General features: G+C 61.3%; 19 protein-coding genes. 8 read left to right on the plus strand and 11 right to left on the minus strand.

The window, feature by feature from the left end; translation table 11 throughout:
• The 5 genes from mreC to PQU92_RS12060 form a co-directional block, all read right to left on the minus strand.
• On the minus strand, positions 1 to 1,134 hold the full coding sequence (gene mreC, locus PQU92_RS12040; protein WP_272748467.1) for a rod shape-determining protein MreC: 1,134 nt from the start codon (positions 1,132 to 1,134) through the stop codon (positions 1 to 3).
• Between the two features lie 144 nt (positions 1,135 to 1,278).
• Positions 1,279 to 2,322 carry a rod shape-determining protein gene (locus PQU92_RS12045; RefSeq protein ID WP_023461448.1) on the minus strand — a complete coding sequence of 348 codons (1,044 nt, stop codon included), beginning with the start codon at positions 2,320 to 2,322 and terminating at the stop codon, positions 1,279 to 1,281.
• Positions 2,323 to 2,638: 316 nt separating this feature from the next.
• A complete protein-coding gene (locus PQU92_RS12050; protein WP_272748468.1) occupies positions 2,639 to 3,409 on the minus strand; it encodes a TVP38/TMEM64 family protein in 771 nt (256 codons plus the stop codon).
• A 68-nt stretch (positions 3,410 to 3,477) separates the two neighbouring features.
• Entirely contained in the window at positions 3,478 to 3,855 is a 378-nt protein-coding gene (locus tag PQU92_RS12055; RefSeq protein WP_272748469.1) for a hypothetical protein, read from the minus strand.
• Positions 3,856 to 4,059: 204 nt separating this feature from the next.
• Positions 4,060 to 7,320 carry a TonB-dependent receptor gene (locus PQU92_RS12060; protein WP_272748470.1) on the minus strand — a complete coding sequence of 1,087 codons (3,261 nt, stop codon included), beginning with the start codon at positions 7,318 to 7,320 and terminating at the stop codon, positions 4,060 to 4,062.
• Positions 7,321 to 8,120: 800 nt separating this feature from the next.
• Here PQU92_RS12060 and PQU92_RS12065 point away from each other — a divergent pair.
• Positions 8,121 to 9,326 (plus strand): pyridoxal phosphate-dependent aminotransferase, encoded by a 1,206-nt coding sequence (locus tag PQU92_RS12065; protein ID WP_023461452.1) that lies wholly within the window; start codon positions 8,121 to 8,123, stop codon positions 9,324 to 9,326.
• Between the two features lie 154 nt (positions 9,327 to 9,480).
• The gene (locus tag PQU92_RS12070; protein WP_272748471.1) at positions 9,481 to 10,563 is read left to right on the plus strand and encodes a glycosyltransferase family 4 protein; all 1,083 of its coding nucleotides are present in this window, start codon (positions 9,481 to 9,483) and stop codon (positions 10,561 to 10,563) included.
• Here the strand turns inward: PQU92_RS12070 and PQU92_RS12075 are convergent.
• The 4 genes from PQU92_RS12075 to PQU92_RS12090 all read right to left on the minus strand — a co-directional run bounded on the left by PQU92_RS12075 (position 10,553) and on the right by PQU92_RS12090 (position 12,753).
• Positions 10,553 to 11,056, minus strand: coding sequence for a GNAT family N-acetyltransferase (locus tag PQU92_RS12075; RefSeq protein WP_272748472.1), 504 nt, complete (start codon positions 11,054 to 11,056; stop codon positions 10,553 to 10,555). The two genes, PQU92_RS12070 and PQU92_RS12075, sit on opposite strands and share 11 nt — an antisense overlap.
• Positions 11,046 to 11,474, minus strand: coding sequence for an alternative ribosome rescue aminoacyl-tRNA hydrolase ArfB (gene arfB / locus PQU92_RS12080; protein WP_272748473.1), 429 nt, complete (start codon positions 11,472 to 11,474; stop codon positions 11,046 to 11,048). Before arfB ends, PQU92_RS12075 begins: the two co-directional genes overlap by 11 nt.
• The gene (locus PQU92_RS12085; protein WP_272748474.1) at positions 11,471 to 12,175 is read right to left on the minus strand and encodes a DUF2459 domain-containing protein; all 705 of its coding nucleotides are present in this window, start codon (positions 12,173 to 12,175) and stop codon (positions 11,471 to 11,473) included. Before PQU92_RS12085 ends, arfB begins: the two co-directional genes overlap by 4 nt.
• Positions 12,176 to 12,288: 113 nt before the next feature.
• Positions 12,289 to 12,753, minus strand: coding sequence for a Dps family protein (locus PQU92_RS12090; protein ID WP_272748475.1), 465 nt, complete (start codon positions 12,751 to 12,753; stop codon positions 12,289 to 12,291).
• Positions 12,754 to 13,029: 276 nt separating this feature from the next.
• On the opposite strand from PQU92_RS12090, the gene nadA reads away from it, so the two are divergent.
• The 6 genes from nadA (at position 13,030) to PQU92_RS12120 (ending at position 17,674) form a co-directional block, all read left to right on the plus strand.
• Entirely contained in the window at positions 13,030 to 14,145 is a 1,116-nt protein-coding gene (gene nadA, locus PQU92_RS12095) for a quinolinate synthase NadA (RefSeq protein ID WP_272748476.1), read from the plus strand.
• Positions 14,142 to 14,513 carry a hypothetical protein gene (locus PQU92_RS12100; protein WP_272748477.1) on the plus strand — a complete coding sequence of 124 codons (372 nt, stop codon included), beginning with the start codon at positions 14,142 to 14,144 and terminating at the stop codon, positions 14,511 to 14,513. Before nadA ends, PQU92_RS12100 begins: the two co-directional genes overlap by 4 nt.
• Before the next feature lie 154 nt (positions 14,514 to 14,667).
• A complete protein-coding gene (locus PQU92_RS12105; RefSeq protein ID WP_272748478.1) occupies positions 14,668 to 16,212 on the plus strand; it encodes an L-aspartate oxidase in 1,545 nt (514 codons plus the stop codon).
• Positions 16,212 to 17,060, plus strand: a complete 849-nt coding sequence (nadC, locus tag PQU92_RS12110; RefSeq protein ID WP_272748479.1) for a carboxylating nicotinate-nucleotide diphosphorylase — start codon at positions 16,212 to 16,214, stop codon at positions 17,058 to 17,060. Before PQU92_RS12105 ends, nadC begins: the two co-directional genes overlap by 1 nt.
• 105 nt (positions 17,061 to 17,165) lie before the next feature.
• Positions 17,166 to 17,423 carry a type II toxin-antitoxin system Phd/YefM family antitoxin gene (locus tag PQU92_RS12115; RefSeq protein WP_272748480.1) on the plus strand — a complete coding sequence of 86 codons (258 nt, stop codon included), beginning with the start codon at positions 17,166 to 17,168 and terminating at the stop codon, positions 17,421 to 17,423.
• Entirely contained in the window at positions 17,420 to 17,674 is a 255-nt protein-coding gene (locus tag PQU92_RS12120) for a Txe/YoeB family addiction module toxin (RefSeq protein WP_272748481.1), read from the plus strand. The genes PQU92_RS12115 and PQU92_RS12120 overlap by 4 nt, the downstream gene beginning before the upstream one ends.
• Here the strand turns inward: PQU92_RS12120 and PQU92_RS12125 are convergent.
• Positions 17,616 to 18,755: an acyltransferase family protein gene (locus PQU92_RS12125; protein ID WP_272748482.1), complete on the minus strand. Its 1,140-nt coding sequence runs from the start codon at positions 18,753 to 18,755 to the stop codon at positions 17,616 to 17,618. The two genes, PQU92_RS12120 and PQU92_RS12125, sit on opposite strands and share 59 nt — an antisense overlap.
• Before the next feature lie 197 nt (positions 18,756 to 18,952).
• A complete protein-coding gene (locus tag PQU92_RS12130; protein ID WP_272748483.1) occupies positions 18,953 to 19,942 on the minus strand; it encodes an HlyD family secretion protein in 990 nt (329 codons plus the stop codon).
• Between the last annotated feature and the right edge of the window lie 9 nt (positions 19,943 to 19,951).

The raw sequence follows: 19,951 nt of genomic DNA on the forward strand, positions 1-19,951 counted from the left end.
TTAGCCTCCGCTGGAGGCGCTGGCCGAAGTCTCAGCGGGCGGGGGCGGATTGCTCGCGGAGGACGACGACGCGGCGTTATTCACCGGGCGCGGTTTGGGGCGCGTGACGGGGGTCTGCTGCGATGACGCGGCGGAGGACGAGGACGCGCCATTATTGACCGGCGTAAACCCGGGTGCCGCGCTGGACGCCGAGGCGCTCGACCCGATGCCGGTAATGTTTACCGGCGGCGGGGGCGGCAGGACGTCGGTCACCAGCGGCGTGCGCAGCACCTCGTCGGCGCGCGGCAATTGCGAGAAGTCCTCGAACTTCAGCACCTTGACCATGTCGATGGGGGCGCGGTTGGTATAGAGATCGACGCGCCAGACGCCGTCGACGCCGCGCCTGGCCTCGCCCACCGGCAGGCCGCGCGGGAAGATGCCGCCGTCACCCGATGTCAGGATCTGATCGCCTTTTTTCAGCACGTCCTTGCCGCCGCGCACGAACTCAAGGCGCGGGAAACCACCGCCGTCGCCGACCATCATGGCGCGGGCGTCAGAACGGGCGACCATGACCGGGATACGGCTGACCACATCGGTGACCATCAGGACGCGGCTGACGTCCGGGCTGACGCCGACGACGCGGCCGACAAGGCCATGCTCGTTGATCACCGGATTGCCGAACTTGATCTTCTTGGACGCGCCCGCATCGATCAGGCGGTTATTGTTGAACGGGCCACGCGACACTGAGACCGAACGCGCCGTCACCGTATCGACCGCCGGTTCGGTGCGCAGGTTGAGCAGCACCTCGTAGCGGCGGTTGAGCTCCCTAGCCTGAATGTAGGAGTCGCGGTATTTTTCCAGCTCCGCGACCTTCTTTTTCAGGATGCGGTTTTCATCGGCAGCGAAGAAATAATCGTCGAGCCAGTTGGCCCCGTCTCCGACCACGTGCGCCGGCGTCGAGAGCAGGTTATTGCTCTTGGCCGCCACGCCGTCGAAACCACCGCGATTGCCGTAGGACGCCGCATCCAGCCCGCCGCGCTTGTCGCCGAGGAACATCAGGGCCCCGACGACGCAGACCCCGGCAACGATGATCATCACCCCCCACGTCAGCGGGAGCTTGAGATTCTCGAATGGCTGATTATCCCCGTATGACACGCCGGTTTCCTCAAGAGCCCACCCAGACTCTTTACTTACAAACTTGATATTGAGGGCTTCACAGCCCCAATATCAAGGAGATTTTCGTCAATTGAATGACGGCGCCGATGTTCTTATTAGAACATAGCCCGAGCCGGTCACGGCTCAGAACATCGTCGAGTCGAGGATGCCCTTCATCCAGCGCGGATGCTCAAGCACCTTGCCGCAGCCGATGGCGACGCACGACAGCGGGTCTTCAGCGATGGTCACCGGCAGGCCGGTCTGGTCGCGGATTTCCGAGTCGAGGCCGCGCAGCAGCGCGCCACCGCCGGTGAGCATGATGCCCTTGTCGGCGATGTCGGCGGCCAGTTCCGGCGGGGTGGCTTCCAGCGCGACCTTGACGGCCTCGATGATCTGGGCGACCGGTTCAGCCAGGGCCTCGGCGGCCTGACGTTCCGAGATGCGGACTTCGCGCGGCACGCCCTGCATCAGGTCGCGGCCCTTGACCTCGATGGCCAGACCTTCGCCGTCGTGCGGCACGCGGGCGGTGCCGATGTCCTTCTTGATGCGTTCGGCGGTCGTTTCACCGATCAGCAGGTTGTGGTTGCGGCGCATGAAGTTGGTGATCGCCTCGTCCATCTTGTCGCCGCCGACGCGGACCGACTTGGCATAGACGACGCCCGACAGCGACAGGACGGCCACTTCGGTGGTGCCGCCGCCGATGTCGACGACCATCGAACCGGTCGGCTCATGGATCGGCAGGCCCGCACCGATGGCGGCGGCCATGGGCTCGGGCAGCAGGCCGACGCGGCGCGCCCCGGCGTTCAGGCACGAGTCGTTGATGGCGCGGCGCTCGACGGCGGTGGCGCCCGACGGCACGCAGACGATGACCTTGGGGTTCACAAAACCCTTGCGGTTATGGACCTTGCGGATGAAGTACTTGATCATTTCCTCGGCGACTTCGAAGTCGGCGATGACCCCGTCGCGCATCGGACGGATGGCTTCCATGTGGCCCGGCGTCCGGCCCAGCATCTGCTTGGCCTCTATGCCCACGGCGTGGACGACCTTGCGGCCGCCGACGTTACGCAGCGCCACCACCGACGGCTCATTGAGCACGATCCCGCGCCCTTTCTGATAGACCAGCGTATTGGCCGTGCCGAGGTCGATCGCGATGTCGTTGGAGAAGCTGCCGAAAAAGGGCTTTAACATTGAGCACTACCGCTTGAGAAAGTCTGTCTGGGGGGCGCCGGAACCTCCGGCATACGGGTATTCGTACAGGCAACGCCCTCATATCCAAGCCCGGACTGTACGGAAAAACCTCCCTTGCCCGTATCTGGAGTCAATTTCAAGGCCCTCAATGAAAAACTTGGATTCAACCCCTTGGGGAAAAAGACAAGCCTTTGATTCGCTTTGAAATTACCCCGCGTGACAGCGCATGATCACACAAAATGTCATCGAAAAGAGCGCACCCTTTGCGAAACAATCGCAATTGCGGCAAAACCTTGTCCGCAAATGACTTAAAAGGTTAACCGCGGCGTTCCTGCCACTTGGCGATCAGATGCCGCGCCGCGACGACCAGCGCCAGCCACAGGAGCCCGATCACCGCGATCAGCAGCGTCCCTTTCCAGTCGCCGCCTTCAGTCAGGCGGGTGAAGAAGGTGCCGAAAATGGCCACCAGCGCCGTCTTGGGGATCGAGCCCAGCGCCATGCCTAGCATGAAACCGACGAACGGCGCATTCGATACGCCGAACGCCATATTGACGATGATGAACGGCGCCGACGGCACGTTACGCACGATGAACGAGGCCGAAAAAGCGTTTCGTCCGATATAGTCCGACAGGCGCTGCATGTGACCGCCGCCGATCCTGGCGAAGGTCTCCGCCCCTACCAGCCGGCCGACATAGAAGGTCACCGCCCCCGATACCACCGTCGCCACCCACGAATAGACGAAGCCCCACCACGGCCCGAAGGCCACGACGCAGGCGGCGATCAGCACGAACTGCGGCGCGCCGATGAAGGCCGACAGGGTAAAGACAGCGATGACGATGAAGACGCCCCACGGCGAGTCGCGGTACTCGGCCATCCAGGCTTCGAATTCGTGGGTGACCTCGTGGCCGAAATCGGTCTTGCCGATCAGGAAGACGACACCGATCATGGCGAACAGGGCCAGCGTCACCCAGATGGCGCGCACCGTCTTCGAATCCATCTCGACGAGGAAGTCGTAGCCACGCCGCCAGAGCGGGGCTTTGGGGGGCGGCTTCTGAGCTTCAGGCAGGGGTTCGGGTGCGTCGGTCATGAAAGCGGTTTGTGCGCCTCACGCGCCGTGAAATCAAGACAAGACGTGTTACCGTTTTGTAAAGCCGCTCAGCCGATGCCGGCACAGTGCTGTTTGACTATATTTTCCGTCTCCTGGATTTTAGCCTTAACCTGACTCAGTCCTCTTTCGCCTCCGGCACCGGCGTAGATATCGGGCACGACGGTCCTGGACTCGACCAGCAGCGCATAGGCATTCTGCATCGTGACGACCTGTCGCCGCGCCGTGCGGCAGAGCAGAGTCATATCCTTATTGGCCGCCGCCTTTTCCATCGTGGCCGAGGCCATATCCAGCTCGTCCTTGAGGAACCTTAATTCCTGCCTGATCTCTTCCGCCCGCGCCGCCTTCGACACCGGTTTAGGCTGCGCCAGCACCGGTCCGGAGAGACCAAGGCAGACAGCCAACATGATGATGGAACGAAACGTCATAATATATTCCCCCTCTATGACACCTGTGTCTTAACACCGGGCCATAGCTCTGTCACCCGTCTCCCTGTATGGGGCTCTGCCCACGGATAAAAAACCGCCGCCCCGGAGGAGGGGGCGGCGGCAAGGTGGTTCTCTTGCTAAGGAGATCGAGCGCGTCCAAAACGTGGGTAACAGGTTTTGGACTCAAATGCGCGACAGGAACACCTATTCGAACTTGGCGCGGAAGCCGATATAGAAGCGGCTGCCGTTGTCGGCGGTATCGTAGGTGATGGGGATCGAACCCGACTCGTTGAAGAGCAGGTAGTCCGAGTTGTCGCGGCTGATGACTTCGCGGGTCAGGTTCTTGCCTTCCCAGAACAGCTCGATCGTGCGGTTGACCTTATAGGCGACGCGGGCATCCAGATATCCGGTTTCACGACGGAAGATCGGCGCACCGGGATAGAAGGTGGTGCTGACCGAGGCACCCGACGTTCCCGTCAGAGGCGTCAGGCCCGCCGCGTTACGCACACCGCTGAAGCCGGTACGGTATTCGGCGCGCGCCTGCCAGGCGATACGGGCATTGAGGCGACCATCGTCGTACCACAGGTTGACGTTGTAGTAGTATTTCGACTGCGACAGCAGCGGCAGGTCACGGCCCGTCACCGGGTCCTTGTCCACGGCGCTGCCGGCGACTTCCGAGGTGCCCAGGTTGAAACCACCACCAGTGTAGCGCAGCTTCCACGGCAGGTAGGTGAAGGCCGTGCGGGCGGCGACTTCGTACCCTTCGGTAATGCTGCCCGGACCGTCGGCATAGGTCGGAATATCGTACTTCTTACCGTTATATTCCATGTTGTAATAGGTGACGGCGATCGGCGCGCCGACGCTGGTATTGATGCGGAACACCCCGAAGCTCAGCTGGGTGTCCTTGTTCGGGTACCATTCCAGCGACAGGTTGGTCGTGCGCGCCTTGTAACCCTGCAGGTCCGGATTGCCGAGGCGGCCGGAACAGGTCGAATCGATATCCTCACCATTGGCGTCGGTCAGTTGTTCGTACTGCGCGGCGATTTCGTTACAGGTAATGACCGCGCCACCCGTGACCTGCGTCATGCTGGGGCGGGCCGCGACCTTGGCCAGCGAATAGCGGACGGCCAGCTTGTCTTCGATCGGCCAGACGGCCAGGTTGAAGCTGGGCAGGACGTCTTCGGTGCTGCGATCCGCCGAACGCTTTTCCGTCGACCTAAGGGTGTAGGTATAGGTGTAAACCCCCGCTGTCGACGTCGCCGCCGGCACCGCATCGCGGAAGATGACATAGGTCGTGCCGGTGACGTTCCACTTGTTATAACGAACCCCGAGGTTGCCGGTCACATCCATGCCCAGCAGGCGTTGCTCGAAGTTCCCCATCAGATAGGCGGTCTGAGCCGATTCCTGACCCGAATAATAGGGCTGTTCATAAACCTTGCCGTCCGAGGCCGTGCAGACCTTGAGGCAGTTCATGTTGTAATTGTTCAGCCCGAACCAGTCCTTCATCATGCTGAAGGCCTTGTTGACGTCGATCGAGGTCCAGGTCGTCGGCAATGAGCCGCGGTTCGAATAGCCCGACATGAAGTCCTTGCCCGGCAGGTCGATCAGGGTGTTGGTGACCAGCGACAGATACTGATCCGGCGTCAGCGTATAGACGTTACGCAGCGAGCTGGTGCCTGTACCGGCCGTCGTCCCGTAAACGCAGGGCACGGTCGTCGTGGCATAGGCGGTGTAGCAGGTGCGGAAATTGTCCTGAAGGATGGCGGTCGGCAGGGTGACGCCATTGCCCAGTTCCGCGCCGACACCGCTCCAGGCCGTGTTCTGGTATTTACGCGCCTGAACGCCGAACTTGATGCTTTTCAGCGGCCCAAGCGACTCGAAATTCTTGGTGACGTCGATTTGCGCCACGTCTTCGGTCGTTTCCGACATATAGGGCGTGTAGTCGATCCGCACATTGGAGGAATAGGGGTTACGCGCCGTGCCGACGCCCGCCGGAGCGACCGCGCTGGGCATATAGAGTGCCGGATTGCTGGTATCGACCGATGACGGCAGGGTGTAGGTCCACAGGCCGTTGGTGGGATCGACCTTCCACGAGATCGAGGAAATGCCCGACACCGAATAGGAGATGACGTTCGATTCCGACTGATAATCGGCCGAGGAACGCCCGAAGCGGCCCGTGATCAACCAGCCGTCCTTCTTGTAGTCAAAGCCGGTTTGCAGATAGGTCGTGCCGGTTTCCGCCGCGAAATCGCGGTTCTGCGTCGTCAGACCGGCATTGGCGATATCCGCCGACATCAGGAAGTGATTGTCGCTGAACGTCATGTTGGTCATGGTCGTTTGCACGACACCGGTCGAGACGAGCGTGGTCACCGGCGCCGTCAGACTGAAATTGTTATCGTTCAGGCGACGTTCGATCTTGTTCGGATTATAGTTCAGGAACACAGTCAGGGCGTCGTTGACCTTATAGTCGAGACGGATCTGCAGCGACTGACGCGTGTCGTAGCGCAGCCAGCGGCTATAGCGCGGCAGCGAAGGCACATAGTCGTTCCACTGGTTGTAACAGTTGGCGCGGCTGTTGGTGCCGCCGTTCGACGTGCTGTTCGACAGCGCGGCGCAGCCCGCCTTGGTGGTAACGGCGGCTGCGGCGGCGTCCCACGACGCCGGGATGGTGTAGGTCTTTTCCGCCGAACCGTCGAGGTCTGCGGTCTGGATATAGCCCTGCTGGTTGTTGGACGTGCGGGCGATATCGCCGCCATAGACCGTCTTGTCGTAGCTGTAGTTGACCAGAACCCCCAGACGGCCATCGAGGAACTTGCGCGAGGCGACGATGGTCGCGCGCGGCGTCCAGCCGTCGATCAGACTCATCTGCTGGTATTGCAGATTGAACTGTACATAGGGCTTTTTGAAATCGAGGCCGTTGCGCTGTTCGATGCGCACCGTACCGCCGATGCCGCCCGAGGTCATGTCCGCCGTCTGGCCCTTGACCACGTCGACGCTTTTGATCAGGTCGGACGACAGGTCGGTCAGGTTGGCCGAACGCCCGTCCGCCGACGCTGCACCGAGCGTCGACATACCGTTGACTTCGATGCGCACCAGATCGGCGCCCATGCCGCGGATGCTGATGCCACCGGTCGCGCCGTCTTCTGCACGATCCAGCGCCACACCGGCGATGCGCGAAATGGCTTCGCCGACGTTCTTGTCCGGGAACTGCGCCACGTCGTCGGCGACGATCGAATCCTGGGTCGTCGCGGCCTTCTTCTTACGCTGAATGGCCGACTGTTCGGACTTGCGGACGCCCACGACGACCACGTCCGTGACCTCGTCGCCCTTGGCCGACGTTGCGGTTTGGGCCGGCGTTGCGGTTTGCGCCTGGGCTACGCCCGACGCGCTCAGAATGGCAACCAGGGCCAGCCCCGTGCCACTCATCAGATACCGGGCAAAAGCGCCTCTGGGTAATGTGTGCATTTATATTCCCTCTCATACACCGCCTGTGCGGCGTGCCTCTAAGCACTACGGTCCACAAGGCGGCAGGAAGGGCGCGACAGGAAACGACAGGGCGCACGCTCCCGGCCCCGCGAATGCAGGTCACGAAAGGCACACGACCGGTACGCCAAAAACGGCGAGCAATACGGTCGTCCTGTTCAGAATCGCTGGTTAACTCACTCCCCGGCCAGGACCCTTGTTTTTATGCGGGCCTCAGGCTGACACACCTTGTCGGATAACCGTGATCATTATTGATCGATTTTGAAATGGTCAAGCTACACTTCGACCAAATTCGACAATAATATAACAAATGCTGCAATCTAAATGGAAAAGTGATGAAAATAACACAGACAATAATTGTTTAATTGCTGAATTAATGCTTCATTTTTGAAATAAAAAGCAACTTTATTACTTATTTCTACATGGAAATAGAATTGCCATATTTCATTTCAATTTTGAAATAAATTATTATATGCGTCTGAATTTGCGAAATTATATAGGACGCGCAATCCCTTTTCTTGCGCGAAAATATGGCGCAGCCCATTGCACGATCGATCATGATCGATTTTGCACTTTTATGCCTTAATTGACTCAGGCACGGCCCCCGGCCGCCGCCCTTTGGATACCGTTGCAACCATTTCCCGCCACCAAAGCCTACCTCAGGGAACACACCCGGAGAAAATGTCGCAAAAGCGGCTCATCAAGGCTGGACAAACCTCTCCGCGCGCGCAAAAGAGAGGGCACTTTCCGTTCATACTTCCAGCAGCCAAGAAGCGAAGATCATGACCTTCCTCGAATCCGATACCCTCAAGCGCGTCAAGCCGTCCCCTACCCTCGCCGTCACCGCCAAGGCGCGTGAACTGGCCCGTCAGGGCAAGAAGGTCATTTCGCTGGGCGCCGGTGAGCCGGACTTCGATACGCCGGAAAATATCTGCGATGCCGCCATCAAGGCGATCAAGCGCGGCGAAACGCGCTATACCGACGTCGACGGCATCCCCGAACTGAAGGCCGCCATCGTCGAGAAGTTCAAGCGCGAAAACGGCCTGACCTACAAGACGACGCAGGTTTCGGTCTCGCCGGGCGGCAAGCCGGTCATCTATAACGCCATGATGGCCTCGGTGAACGTCGGCGACGAAGTGATCATCCCGGCCCCTTACTGGGTGTCCTATCCGGACATGGTCCTGCTGGCCGGCGGGACGCCCGTCTTCGCGGTCGGCGAGATGGCCGACGGTTTCAAGCTGAAGCCGGAAACGCTCGAAGCCGCCATCACGCCCAAGACCAAGTGGCTGATCCTCAACTCGCCGTCGAACCCGTCGGGTGCCGCCTATACCGAAGCCGAACTGAAGGCCCTGGGTGAAGTGCTCAAAAAGTATCCGCACGTGTGGATCCTGACCGACGACATGTACGAGCACCTGACCTTCGATAACTTCCACTACACCACCATCGCCCAGGTCGTGCCGGAGCTTTACGACCGCACCCTGACGATGAACGGCGTGTCGAAGGCCTATTCGATGACCGGCTGGCGCATCGGTTACGCCGCGGGCCCCGAGCCGCTGATCAAGGCGATGTCGAAGATCATCTCGCAATCGACCTCGAACCCCTGCTCGATCGCGCAGTGGGCCGCTGTCGAAGCGCTCAACGGACCGCAGGACTTCATCCCGCAACGCGCCGCCGTCTTCCAGAAGCGCCGTGACCTCGTCGTCGCCGGTCTGAACGCCGCCGAAGGCATCTACTGCCCCGTGCCGGAAGGCGCCTTCTACGTCTATCCGTCGATCGAAGGCCTGATCGGCAAGACCGCGCCGTCGGGCAAGGTCATCCAGACGGACGAGGACTTCGCCTCGGAACTGCTGCAAACCGAAACCGTCGCCGTGGTGCATGGTGCGGCGTTCGGCCTGTCGCCGTTCTTCCGCATCTCCTACGCGACCTCGGAAGCCGTGCTGACCGAAGCCTGCGAGCGCATCCAGCGCTTCTGCGCCTCGCTGAAGTAAGATTGCCCCCCCTTCCCCCTCTCCCCTGCGGGGAGAGGGTTGGGGTGAGGGGGAGTCTTAGAACTCCGACCTTTTATTTCCGCACCCTTGCCCCCTCCCCCGGCCTTTCAGGTCACCCTCTCCCCGTAGGGGCGAGGGGTTTTGAGGTGCGCCCATGATCGAAGTGTGGATCGTACCGCCCCTGATCCTGCTGGCCGCGTTCGTTCTGTCCGCGCTGCTCGCCGCCGGATTCACGCAACTGGCCATCCGTGGCGGCCCCGTCGACATCCCGCGCGACCGCGGCGCACACAAGGCCCCGACCCCGACCAGCGGCGGGCTGGCGGTCATGGCCGCCGCAGGCCTGAGCCTTGGCCTTGTCGTCTGGCTCTGTATCCCCGGTAAATCCGACAGCGTCCATTCCGGCGCGCTGCTGTTCGCCTTCGCCAGCCTCGCCGGATTGTCCGGTGCCATCGACGATGTGATGGACCTGCCCGCCAAAGGCCGTCTGCTGTTTCAGGTTCTGCTCTGCCTCGGTTTTGCCTGGCTGTTTCCGGCGCGGGAGCTGGTGTTCGGCCCCGGCCTGTCGCTGGCCCTCCCCTTGCCCGTCGGGATCATCGGCTCGGCCCTGTGGCTGGTGGTCGGCATGAACGCCATCAATTTCATGGACGGAGCCAACGGTCTGGCCATCGGCACGCAGATCGTCTGCCTGCTGATCTTCGCCGCCTTTATCGTCGTGCTGGGGCCGCAGACCTATTCCGGTCTGCTGATGAGCGGCGTCCTGCTGGTCTGCCTCACGGCGGCGGGCGCGTTCAGCGGCTTACTGCCGTTCAACCTGCCGCTCAACAAGGTGTTTCAGGGCGATGCCGGGTCGCTGTTCGGCGGGGCGCTGGTCACCGGCAGCGTGCTGGTACTCAACACTCACGAAATCGCCTCGGTGTGGCTGGGCGGGTTCCTGCTGGCACCCTTTCTGGTCGACGTCATCCTGACCCTGATCTGGCGTAGCCAGCGCAAGAAAGACCTCTTCACCGCCCACAAGGACCATCTGTATCAGCAATGGCTGATCCATCGCGACCCCAGCCATTTCCGTCTGGCCTTACGGGTATGGGCCCTGTGCGCCCTGTCGAGCGCCATCGGCGTCGGCGCGCGGGTTCTGGACGAAGTGTTCAGCACCGACCTGCGTTTCGCCGCCCTGTGCCTGGTCATCGCGCTCTATACGGCGGGCTGGTTCTGGGTGCGCCGACGGCTGGTCAAAGCCTGAGGCCGAAACAGAGGTCGTCCTCGACCGTGCCGTCAGCCAGTCGGACGCGGCCGCGCAACCGGCCTTCGAGACTGAATCCCAGGCGCTCATAGAGTGCAATTCCCCGCTGGTTACCTTCGCGACAGAGCAGTTCCACGCGCCTGATATGCGGCAGGTTCGTCCGGACCTCCGTCAAAAACGCCGAAAACAGCCGATGCCCCAATCCTTGTCCCTGAGCGGCAGGGGCAATGGCCAGGGTCAGGTCGCTCAGAACGTGCGCGAACTGACGCGGAACCGGCGCACAGGCGTGGATTTCCCCTACACAAACACCGTCCTGCACGGCCACAAGGCACAGACCGCGCGACAGGGCGGCGCTGAGATTACCGTCAATATAGTCCGGCGTGATCTCCGACTCGGTGCGCGCCAGTCCCCCGCTGACACGGGCGACCTCATGATACAGCGCCAGAATGGCCGTAGCATCGGCGGCGGTGGCGCGGCGGATCTCATTCGTCATCGTCGCTGACCTTCTGACGATTGGATTTCACCGTCGCCCGGATCGATTTGGCGACCAGACGACGGCGCACCGCCCCTTGGGTCGGTTTGGTTTTGATGCGCGGTGGCGGTGGCGGTGCCGCTGCCTTTTGCAGCAATTCGACAAAGCGTTCGCGCGCTTCTTTGCGGTTCATGTCCTGTGTGCGGTGGGTCTGCACGAAGAGGACCAGAACCCCGTCCTGCGTCACGCGGCGACCGCCGAGTTTGATCAGGCGTTCCTTGACGTCATAGGGAATGGTCTGGTTTTCCCAGATCGAAAAGCGCAGTTCGACGGCGGTCGAGACCTTGTTGACATTCTGCCCGCCCGCCCCCGACGACCGGACGAAGCTTTCGCTCAGCTCGGCGTCGTCGATCGAGATTTTGGGCGTGATGAAGATCATTGGGTCTTGTGCGGGATTTTGGCTGTGGCTTCAACCCCGGCCCGCCATTTCAGATCGAGCATGAACAGGGGCGCCAGACCATCGATCATCGGCGTCGTCGGCAGACCCGCTGCGTCGAGTTGGTCCGCCGTCCAGTGATTGCACAGGCGCAGGATCGAAAAATGCTCCGTGCTGTCGAAGAAGGTATCCGTGGTGGCAATCTTCGCTCGAACGGGTGCGCCCTTGTCTTGCGCAAAGGAGGCTTCCATGCGCTGCGCCAAAGCTTCGAAACCGGCTTGCGAGATTATGACCGGCACGACTTCGGCATCGAAGGCCTCATCCGGGCGTCGTCCGACGCCGAATACGCGCACAACCGACGGATTGCCCGGTTTGAACAGGGCCCGCAGACCGTCGAACGCGCGCGCCACCGAAAAACCTTTGGCTGTATAAAACCCCGCATCGCCCCAACCATAGACGACCCATGCCTTATCACCGGCGGCCCGCCCGGCTTCGGCCAGAAGCCCGCCATGCGCCTGCACTACTTCGCTGGGTAAGACGATGTCCGTATGGAAACCGTTATTGATAACATAAAGGGTCACATCGCCATTCGATGGCGGATAAAGTCCCAGATCACCCGGGCGCGACGTCAGAACGACCGCCACAAAAAACAGGCCGAAAGCGATAAGCAGCGCCTTGCCCGTGCGACGATAAGAAAGCTTCATTTTCCCCTCCCTCAAGGTATCGCCCACCAATATCACGAAACCGTGATCAAAATTAAGGCAACAAAAAACCCGCCGGTTAAGGCGGGCTCTTAATCTCTTAATCTCTTAATCTCTTAATCTTCCAGCGTCGCCGAGATCATCCAAAGGAATTTTTCGTGTGCCGCAAGGCGCGTGGTCAGGAGGTCGACCGTCGGATCGTCACCGGCATCGTCGGCGACCTTGAGCGCGTTTTTCAGCGTGGCGATCAGGGTCTTGTGCCCGTCGGCCAGTTCTTTCAGCATGGCATTGGCCGAGTTGGTCGCATCGCCTTCCTTGATCGAGGACAGGTTGCCGAAGGCCGAGCCCGACATGGGGGCCAGTTCGCCCAAAGCGCGGATACGTTCAGCGATTTCGTCGAGCGCAGTCCACATCTCGGTATATTGCGTCATGAACATGGTGTGCAGGCTATTGAACTGCGGCCCGCGCACGTTCCAGTGATAGCCGTGCGTCTTGAGATAGAGATTATAGCTGTCGGCCAGAACCTTCGACAGTTCGAGACAGACCGGGGTATCGGCCAAATTTTCAGACGCTTTCGCCATAATGAAATCCTTTTGAAATAGAGCCCTGCTGATATGAGCAGAGGCCCATAAACTTTCAATGATAATTCCCGCTTTCACGACATTTTGTCGCGGGGGATGGTGGGAATATACCGCCACGCCCCTCACCGATCCTCCGTGTCCGACACAATAGGTGATCACTTTTTTATCGCCGTCCTCTTGCATTAAGCGGTCAAAGGCGTATTTTAATGCCACTTATGCTGAATTTGAGCATAAGGGTCGAGCGCAGAGACGAACGACCGCACAGGAGACGAAGACATGCTGCACAGCAAAAACCCGATCGTGGATGAAGCGCTTGGCGCGCTCAGCTTCACCGCCGAGGTCGAGGCCGAAACCGCCGACATCTATGCGCGTCTAAAGGGCAAGATTTCGCCGATCGAATGGCAGCTTCAGGCCCCGCTGATCGCTGCGATCAATCGCAAGAAGCGTGAGCTGAACGCGGTCGTGCTGGCGCATAACTATATGACGCCCGAGATTTTCCACGGGGTCGGCGACTATGTCGGCGATAGCCTGGGCCTCGCTCGCGAAGCGGCGAACTCCGATGCGAAGATCATCGTTCAGGGCGGCGTGCACTTCATGGCCGAGACCTCGAAGATTCTGGCGCCGGAAAAGACCGTCCTGATCCCCGACCTGCGCGCGGGCTGTTCGCTGGCATCGAGCCTGACGGGTGAGCAGCTGCGCCTGATCAAGCAGCGCTATCCCGGCCTGCCGGTCGTCACCTATGTCAATACCACGGCCGACGTGAAGGCCGAAACCGACATCTGCTGTACGTCTGCCAATGCCGTGCAGGTGGTCGAATGGGCCGCGAAGGAATGGGGCGTCGACCGCGTCATTCTGGTGCCGGACGAGTTTCTGGCCCGCAACGTGGCGCGGCAGACCAATATCGGCATCATCGCCTATAAGGGCTCGTGCGAAGTGCACGAACGCTTCAACGCGCAGGATATTCTGGACGTCAAGGCCGCCAATCCCGGCGCGGTGGTGCTGGGTCACCCCGAATGCCCTCCGGACGTCATCGCGGCCTGCGATTTCACAGGATCTACGACGGCGATGGCCGACTATGTGACGCAGCATAAGCCAAAACAGGTGGTGCTGATCACCGAATGCTCGATGGCCGACAACGTCACCGCCGATGCCGGTCCGGACGTCGAGTTCCTGCGCCCGTGTAACCTGTGCCCGCACATGAAACGCATCACGCTGGAAGGCATCTATGCGTCGCTCCTGACCCTGACGCATGAGGTGACGGTGGACGCAGCGATCATCGACAGGGCGCGCCTGTCGGTGCAGCGGATGATCGACATGCCGCCGCCCGCCAGGCCCGCGCGTTATGACATGATCAAGGCACGGCACCATGTCGATGTCGAGTTGATCTCATGAGCGGGGACGCACTTACCGTGACCATTTCCTCAAAAATGATCCGGATAAAGGCCACCGATCCCAAAACTCTGGAGCAGGCCTATCGTGAAATCAGTGACGTCAACATCTTGAAAAATTACTCGCCAATCTTTTCGGAGGCGGTGTTTTTCAAACGAACCCACACTGACATAAGCATCGAAGCGCTTCCTCGTGGAAACAATACGCTTTGGCACGCATGTTATTTTGAGTTCCTAAGTTATGCAGAACACCTTAGGCGGCAAGAGAAACCATTCACACCGTCTGACTTACGCATGTGTGTATGGGGTATTGCCGACAGAGTGCTTAAAACAAACGAAGCACATAAATATTACTACGATGTCACTCACTAACCCTCTCCCTTCGCCCCCCAATTCTTAACTTCCGGGGGGAGAAGGTGGCTGACGCGCAGCGGAAGCCGGATGAGGGGGAGTCCGGGGCACAAGTGTTGCCCCCTCACCCTAACCCTCTCCCCACAGGGAGAGGGAATTTAGGAAAGGCGCTAAAATGCCTGAAGTCTATATCCACAACGGTCCCCTCGTTATCGGGGCCGGTCTCGCCGGGCTCTCCGTCGCACTCAATACCGCGCCGCAGCCGACGCTGGTCCTCGCCCCCGTCGCTCTGGGCGTCGCCTGCTCGTCGGCCTGGGCACAGGGCGGGATCGCCGCCGCCCTGTCCGATCAGGACTCCCCCGCCGCGCACGCCGAAGACACGATGGTCGCCGGCGCAGGCATCAACGACGCCAATGCGACGCGCCTTTTGACCGAGATGGGGCCGGGCGTCGTCCATCGTCTCAACGACCTTGGCGCGCCCTTCGATCACAATGCCGACGGGACCTTCGTCCTCAACCGCGAAGCCGCCCACGGGCTGGCGCGCGTCGCCCGCGTCGGCGGCGATCTGGCGGGCAAGAAGATCCTCGAAGCCGTGGTCGCCAGGGCCAAGGCCGCGCCGCACATCGAGATATGGGAAGGCGCGATCGCATCCGGCCTGATCAGGTCCGATGCCGACACGGTGATCGGCGCAGTCGTCGAGCTGGGCGGCAAGGTCATCGAAGTCTTCGCCCCGGTCGTGGTGCTGGCGTCGGGCGGGTCCGGCGGCCTCTATGCCGTCACCACCAACCCGGCCAATCTGCGCGGCGAAGGCATGGCCATGGCCGCTCTGGCCGGGGCCGAGATCGCCGATCCGGAATTCGTGCAGTTCCACCCGACCGCGCTCAAGGCCGGGATCGACCCCGCCCCGCTGGCGACCGAGGCCCTGCGCGGCGAAGGCGCGACCCTGATCACTAGGGACGGCTACCGGTTTGCCTTTGACGATCACCCGGACGGCGAACTGGCCCCGCGCGATATCGTGGCCCGCGCCGTGCACCGCGCCAATCTGACGCTCGGTGGGGCTTTCCTCGATTGCCGTGAAGCCATAGGGGCGCATTTCCCGCACGAGTTCCCGACCGTCTTTGCCTCGTGCATGGCGGCGGGCATCGACCCGCGGGTGGCCCCCATTCCGGTGGCTCCGGCGGCGCACTACCATATGGGCGGCATCCGCACCGACATCGATGGCCACACCAGCCTGCGCAACCTGTTTGCCGTCGGCGAATGCGCCTCGACCGGCGTGCACGGGGCCAATCGTCTGGCGTCGAACAGCCTGCTCGAAGCCGCGGCCTTTGGCGAACGCGTCGGCCATGCGGCGGCGCGCGAGCTTGAAACCTTCACACCCGACACGACGAACGCCCTGCGCCCGGCCAGGCCGCCACGCCTGACGCCCGACGCCGTGCAAACTCTGCGCGATGGCATGGCACAGCACGCGGGCGTCATCCGCGACGCGAAAGGCCTCGAAACACTAATCGGGCTTATCGGAAGTCTCGAACTTTCGTTCAAAGGTGCGTTACCTCTGGTCGCAGCGCGCCTGATCGCCGAATGCGCCTTGCAAAGGCACGAGAGTCGCGGTTCTCATTACCGTCAGGACTTCCCCGCTACCGCGTCCGAGGGTGAACGCACCTTCGTCCGGCTGAAAGAGGGTCGCCTTATACGGACGGAAATGAACAGAGAGATTGCCTGATGTACATCACCGGATTGCCCGACATCCTTGTCGAACCCGTCGTGCGCGACGCCCTGCGCGAAGATCTCGGCCTGGCGGGTGACGTCACCGCCGACGCCGTCATTCTGCCCAAGGCGCGCTTCCGGGCCGAGTTCAACGCTCGCGAAGCCGGGATCGTGGCTGGGCTCGACTGCGCCCGCATCGCCATGAACCTGATGGACCCCCATATCCGTTTCGAAGTCCTCAAGCCCGACGCCGCACACGTCGTCGCCGGTGACGTCATCGCCCGGGTCGAAGGCAGCGCCCGCGCCATTCTGGCGGCCGAGCGTGTAGCTTTGAACCTGCTCTCGCACCTGTCGGGGGTCGCCACCCTGACCCAGACCTATGTCCGGGTGCTGGACGGCCTGCCCGCCCGCATCGCCTGTACGCGCAAGACCCTGCCCGGCCTGCGCGGTCTGCAAAAGCACGCGGTGAAGTGCGGCGGCGGACACAATCACCGCTACGGTCTCGACGACGCCATCCTGATCAAGGACAACCACATCGCCATCTGCGGCGGGGTCGAAAAGGCGCTGGAACTGGCCAAGGCCGCCGCCGGCCACACCATGAAGATCGAGGTCGAGGTGGATTCGATCTTCCAGCTCAAGCAGGCTTTGCCGTTCAAGCCCGACGTCATCATGCTCGACAATTTCGATCTGGAGACCCTGCGCGAAGCGGTCGGCATCGCCGGAGGCAAGACCATTCTCGAAGCCTCGGGCGGCGTCAACCTGACCACCGTGCGCGCCATCGCCGAAACGGGGATCGACGTGATCTCAGTGGGGGCGCTGACGCATTCGGCGCCGGTCTTCGATATAGGGCTGGATGCGGTATAAGCGCATCCCAAAAGAGGCTGAAGCGGTTTTTGGGATGCGCGTCAGAGAGAAATCTGGACTTCCGTTGAAAATTATTGTACAAGTATACGTACAGGAAATTTTCATATGAAACACGTTACCTATTCCGCCTTCCGTGCCGACCTCGCCAGCCATATGGACAAGGTCAACGAGGACCATGCACCGCTGCTGATCACGCGTCAGAACGGCAGCCCCGCCGTGCTTATTTCACTCGAAGACTTCAGCGCCTGGCAGGAAACGGCCTATCTGAAAGCCAGCCCGAAGAATGCGGCACGCCTCGATGCCGCGATCAAGGAGCTACGTGAAGGCCGCGGCATTGTACGCGACCTCATCAAAGACGAATGAAGATCGTGTTCTCAAGTCAGGCGTGGGACGATTATCTTCACTGGCAATCGACCGACAAGGCTATGCTCAAGCGATTGAATGCTCTGATCAAGGACATCACGCGCCATCCGTTCGAGGGCATCGGGCAGCCGGAACCGCTCAAACATGAATGGTCGGGCTTCTGGTCGAGGCGGATCGATCAGGAACACCGGATCATCTACGAAGTAAGCGACGATTCGATTTATCTGGCGCAGTGCCGCTACCACTACTGAGCCGTTGCGACACCAACTGGCTCAAGGGCATGTCGATCAGGGCATCGAACGCAAACGCCACGACGATAGCGGCGACGATCGACAAACCCCACAGCCCCCAGTGCGCGACCGGGTCGACGCCGATGCGCGCCATCAGCATGCCGTCAAGGCCCAGCGCAATCGCACCGACCAGTGAGTGGGTCAGGAACAGCGAGAACGACGCGCGGCCCATGCGTTTCGTCAGGTGGTTCTCATTCAGGGTCACGCTGGCCGACAAGGTCAGCACACCGGCCAGCAGGCTCAGGATCACCACGTCACAGAATGCGTGGCGCGGGAGGCTGGCCAGGCCGATAATGCCCAGCAGGCAAATCGTCAGACCCGCCGCATAGACACGTTTCGGTACGCGCATATGAGCGACCATTCGCTCCAGCAGGCTTCCCGCGATGAACAGTGGAATGGCGCGTACCAGTCCCCAGCGGAACGGCAGATCGACAAAGGCATGATCGGCGAAAGCGGCCACGACAAAGCCCAGAGCCAGTACGGCAACGATCCCACCCGCCAGCGCCCACGGCTTCCAGCGACGCACCATCGGCACATAGAGCGTGAACAGCACATAGCACAGGATCAGGGCCGACAGGGTCCAGGTCGGCACGTTCCAGCCGGGCTCTTCGCTCAGGCCCCAGCCGTGGATCAGGAAAAACTGCTCCCAGAACGACCAGACGCCGTATTTTTCCATATGGCCCGGCGGATGGCCTTTCAGCGTCGCCAGAGTCACCACGATAAACATCAGTAACAGCACGACCACGTGCGACGGCCACAGGCGCAAGAACCGCTTTTTCACGAAATTAAATGGCGACACGCGGCCTTCCTGCAAACGCGGTCCATAGGCGCGCATCAGGATAAAGCCCGATAGCATCAGGAAAAAGTCGGTCGCCAGCCAGCCCTGCGCCAGAACCGGCGACACCTCATGCAGGTCGCGCGGGGCGGATTCACCGAAATGAAACAACAGGATAAACCCGGCCGCCAGAAACCGCAGCACGTCGAGGCTGGCCCCACCGGCGCGCGGCGTATCGGCAGTCTGAGGATGGGTCGGGGCAGGCACGCGGGAAATTTCCTTGGTCACAGAACATTAGGCTTAACGCACCCGGGTTAAGATTTCCCTTGTGGCGCAAGGCTTTCATAGTGACGTGAAACGACCGAAGCATGTCAAGTCCGACACAATACACAAAAAACTCTGGACACAAAAAACCCCGGATCGGTCGACCGATCCGGGGTTTCGATGCCTGAGCAAACGGCTACCTATTTCTTGACGGGGGCGACCGGCTTGGGCACCTCGCGCTTGATACCGGCCTTCTCGCCCGGCTTCATGAACTTGACCAGCACGCGCTGACCAATCAGGAACGGCGCGTCGCCGGCGGTGATCACCACCTCGACAACGCGTTCGTCAGAGGCTTCGTTACCGGAGTCCGAGATCAGCTTGCGCGCGCCGAAGGTGGCGGCCACGCGCTTGACCGTGCCGACAAAGGTCTTGGTCTGGTCGGTTTCCGGGATGATCTCGACCTCCTGACCCGGCGTCACGTCGGGGATAGAGCTTTCGACGATTTCGGCACGGATGATGCGCTCGGTCTGGGGCTCAAGATCGAACATGGTCGAGACGTTGAGCGTCGAGGCGCCCGCCCCCGGATTGGCGTAACGGCGCACGATGCGGCCATCGACCGGCGCGCGGACAAGGGTCTGCTCCAGATCGAAATTGGCCTGATTGAGGGCCGCCTGCGCCGTCTGGACCGAGGCCTGCTGCGCCGCCAGACGGGCCTCGGCTTCGCGGATGGCGTCGCGCTGCTGATCGAGCTTCTGACCGGCGACGAAATTGGTCGCCGCCAGCTTTTCGTAACGCTCATATTCGCGACGCGCGGTGTCGAGATTGACCTGGGTCAGGCGCATCGAGGCCTGAGCCTCGTTGACATTGGCGCGGGCGCGCTGCACCGACAATTGCGCGGAATCGGCCTCCTGACGGGCGAGGATCTGGCCCTTCTTGACGACGTCGCCTTCCTGAACCAGCACCTCCTGCACCACACCGGCGCGGCGGGCGGCGACCTGAATGACGCCACCTTCGACGTCGGCCTTACCGTTAGCGATGGCCGCATAGGGCGACGGCGGAGCCTTGACCTCGGCGGCGGCGTCTTTCTTGGCACCGGGCTTACCGGGTTCCCCCGGCTTGCCGCCACAGGCCGCCAGCGACAGAACCGCCGGAAGCAGGACCAGAGCGAGAAGCGATTTTTTGTATGACATGGGTATTTC

This window comes from Asticcacaulis aquaticus (genome assembly GCF_028550415.1).
In the GTDB taxonomy this organism is placed as follows: domain Bacteria; phylum Pseudomonadota; class Alphaproteobacteria; order Caulobacterales; family Caulobacteraceae; genus Asticcacaulis; species Asticcacaulis aquaticus.

Excerpts from the sequence above, each read along its gene's own strand:
- PQU92_RS12045 (WP_023461448.1), bottom strand. The coding sequence starts at position 2,322 with ATGTTAAAGCCCTTTTTCGGCAGCTTCTCCAACGACATCGCGATCGAC.
- PQU92_RS12050 (WP_272748468.1), bottom strand. The coding sequence starts at position 3,409 with ATGACCGACGCACCCGAACCCCTGCCTGAAGCTCAGAAGCCGCCCCCC.
- PQU92_RS12055 (WP_272748469.1), bottom strand. The coding sequence starts at position 3,855 with ATGACGTTTCGTTCCATCATCATGTTGGCTGTCTGCCTTGGTCTCTCC.
- PQU92_RS12060 (WP_272748470.1), bottom strand. The coding sequence starts at position 7,320 with ATGCACACATTACCCAGAGGCGCTTTTGCCCGGTATCTGATGAGTGGC.
- PQU92_RS12065 (WP_023461452.1), top strand. The coding sequence starts at position 8,121 with ATGACCTTCCTCGAATCCGATACCCTCAAGCGCGTCAAGCCGTCCCCT.
- PQU92_RS12070 (WP_272748471.1), top strand. The coding sequence starts at position 9,481 with ATGATCGAAGTGTGGATCGTACCGCCCCTGATCCTGCTGGCCGCGTTC.
- PQU92_RS12075 (WP_272748472.1), bottom strand. The coding sequence starts at position 11,056 with ATGACGAATGAGATCCGCCGCGCCACCGCCGCCGATGCTACGGCCATT.
- arfB (WP_272748473.1), bottom strand. The coding sequence starts at position 11,474 with ATGATCTTCATCACGCCCAAAATCTCGATCGACGACGCCGAGCTGAGC.
- PQU92_RS12085 (WP_272748474.1), bottom strand. The coding sequence starts at position 12,175 with ATGAAGCTTTCTTATCGTCGCACGGGCAAGGCGCTGCTTATCGCTTTC.
- PQU92_RS12090 (WP_272748475.1), bottom strand. The coding sequence starts at position 12,753 with ATGGCGAAAGCGTCTGAAAATTTGGCCGATACCCCGGTCTGTCTCGAA.
- nadA (WP_272748476.1), top strand. The coding sequence starts at position 13,030 with ATGCTGCACAGCAAAAACCCGATCGTGGATGAAGCGCTTGGCGCGCTC.
- PQU92_RS12100 (WP_272748477.1), top strand. The coding sequence starts at position 14,142 with ATGAGCGGGGACGCACTTACCGTGACCATTTCCTCAAAAATGATCCGG.
- PQU92_RS12105 (WP_272748478.1), top strand. The coding sequence starts at position 14,668 with ATGCCTGAAGTCTATATCCACAACGGTCCCCTCGTTATCGGGGCCGGT.
- nadC (WP_272748479.1), top strand. The coding sequence starts at position 16,212 with ATGTACATCACCGGATTGCCCGACATCCTTGTCGAACCCGTCGTGCGC.
- PQU92_RS12115 (WP_272748480.1), top strand. The coding sequence starts at position 17,166 with ATGAAACACGTTACCTATTCCGCCTTCCGTGCCGACCTCGCCAGCCAT.
- PQU92_RS12120 (WP_272748481.1), top strand. The coding sequence starts at position 17,420 with ATGAAGATCGTGTTCTCAAGTCAGGCGTGGGACGATTATCTTCACTGG.
- PQU92_RS12130 (WP_272748483.1), bottom strand. The coding sequence starts at position 19,942 with ATGTCATACAAAAAATCGCTTCTCGCTCTGGTCCTGCTTCCGGCGGTT.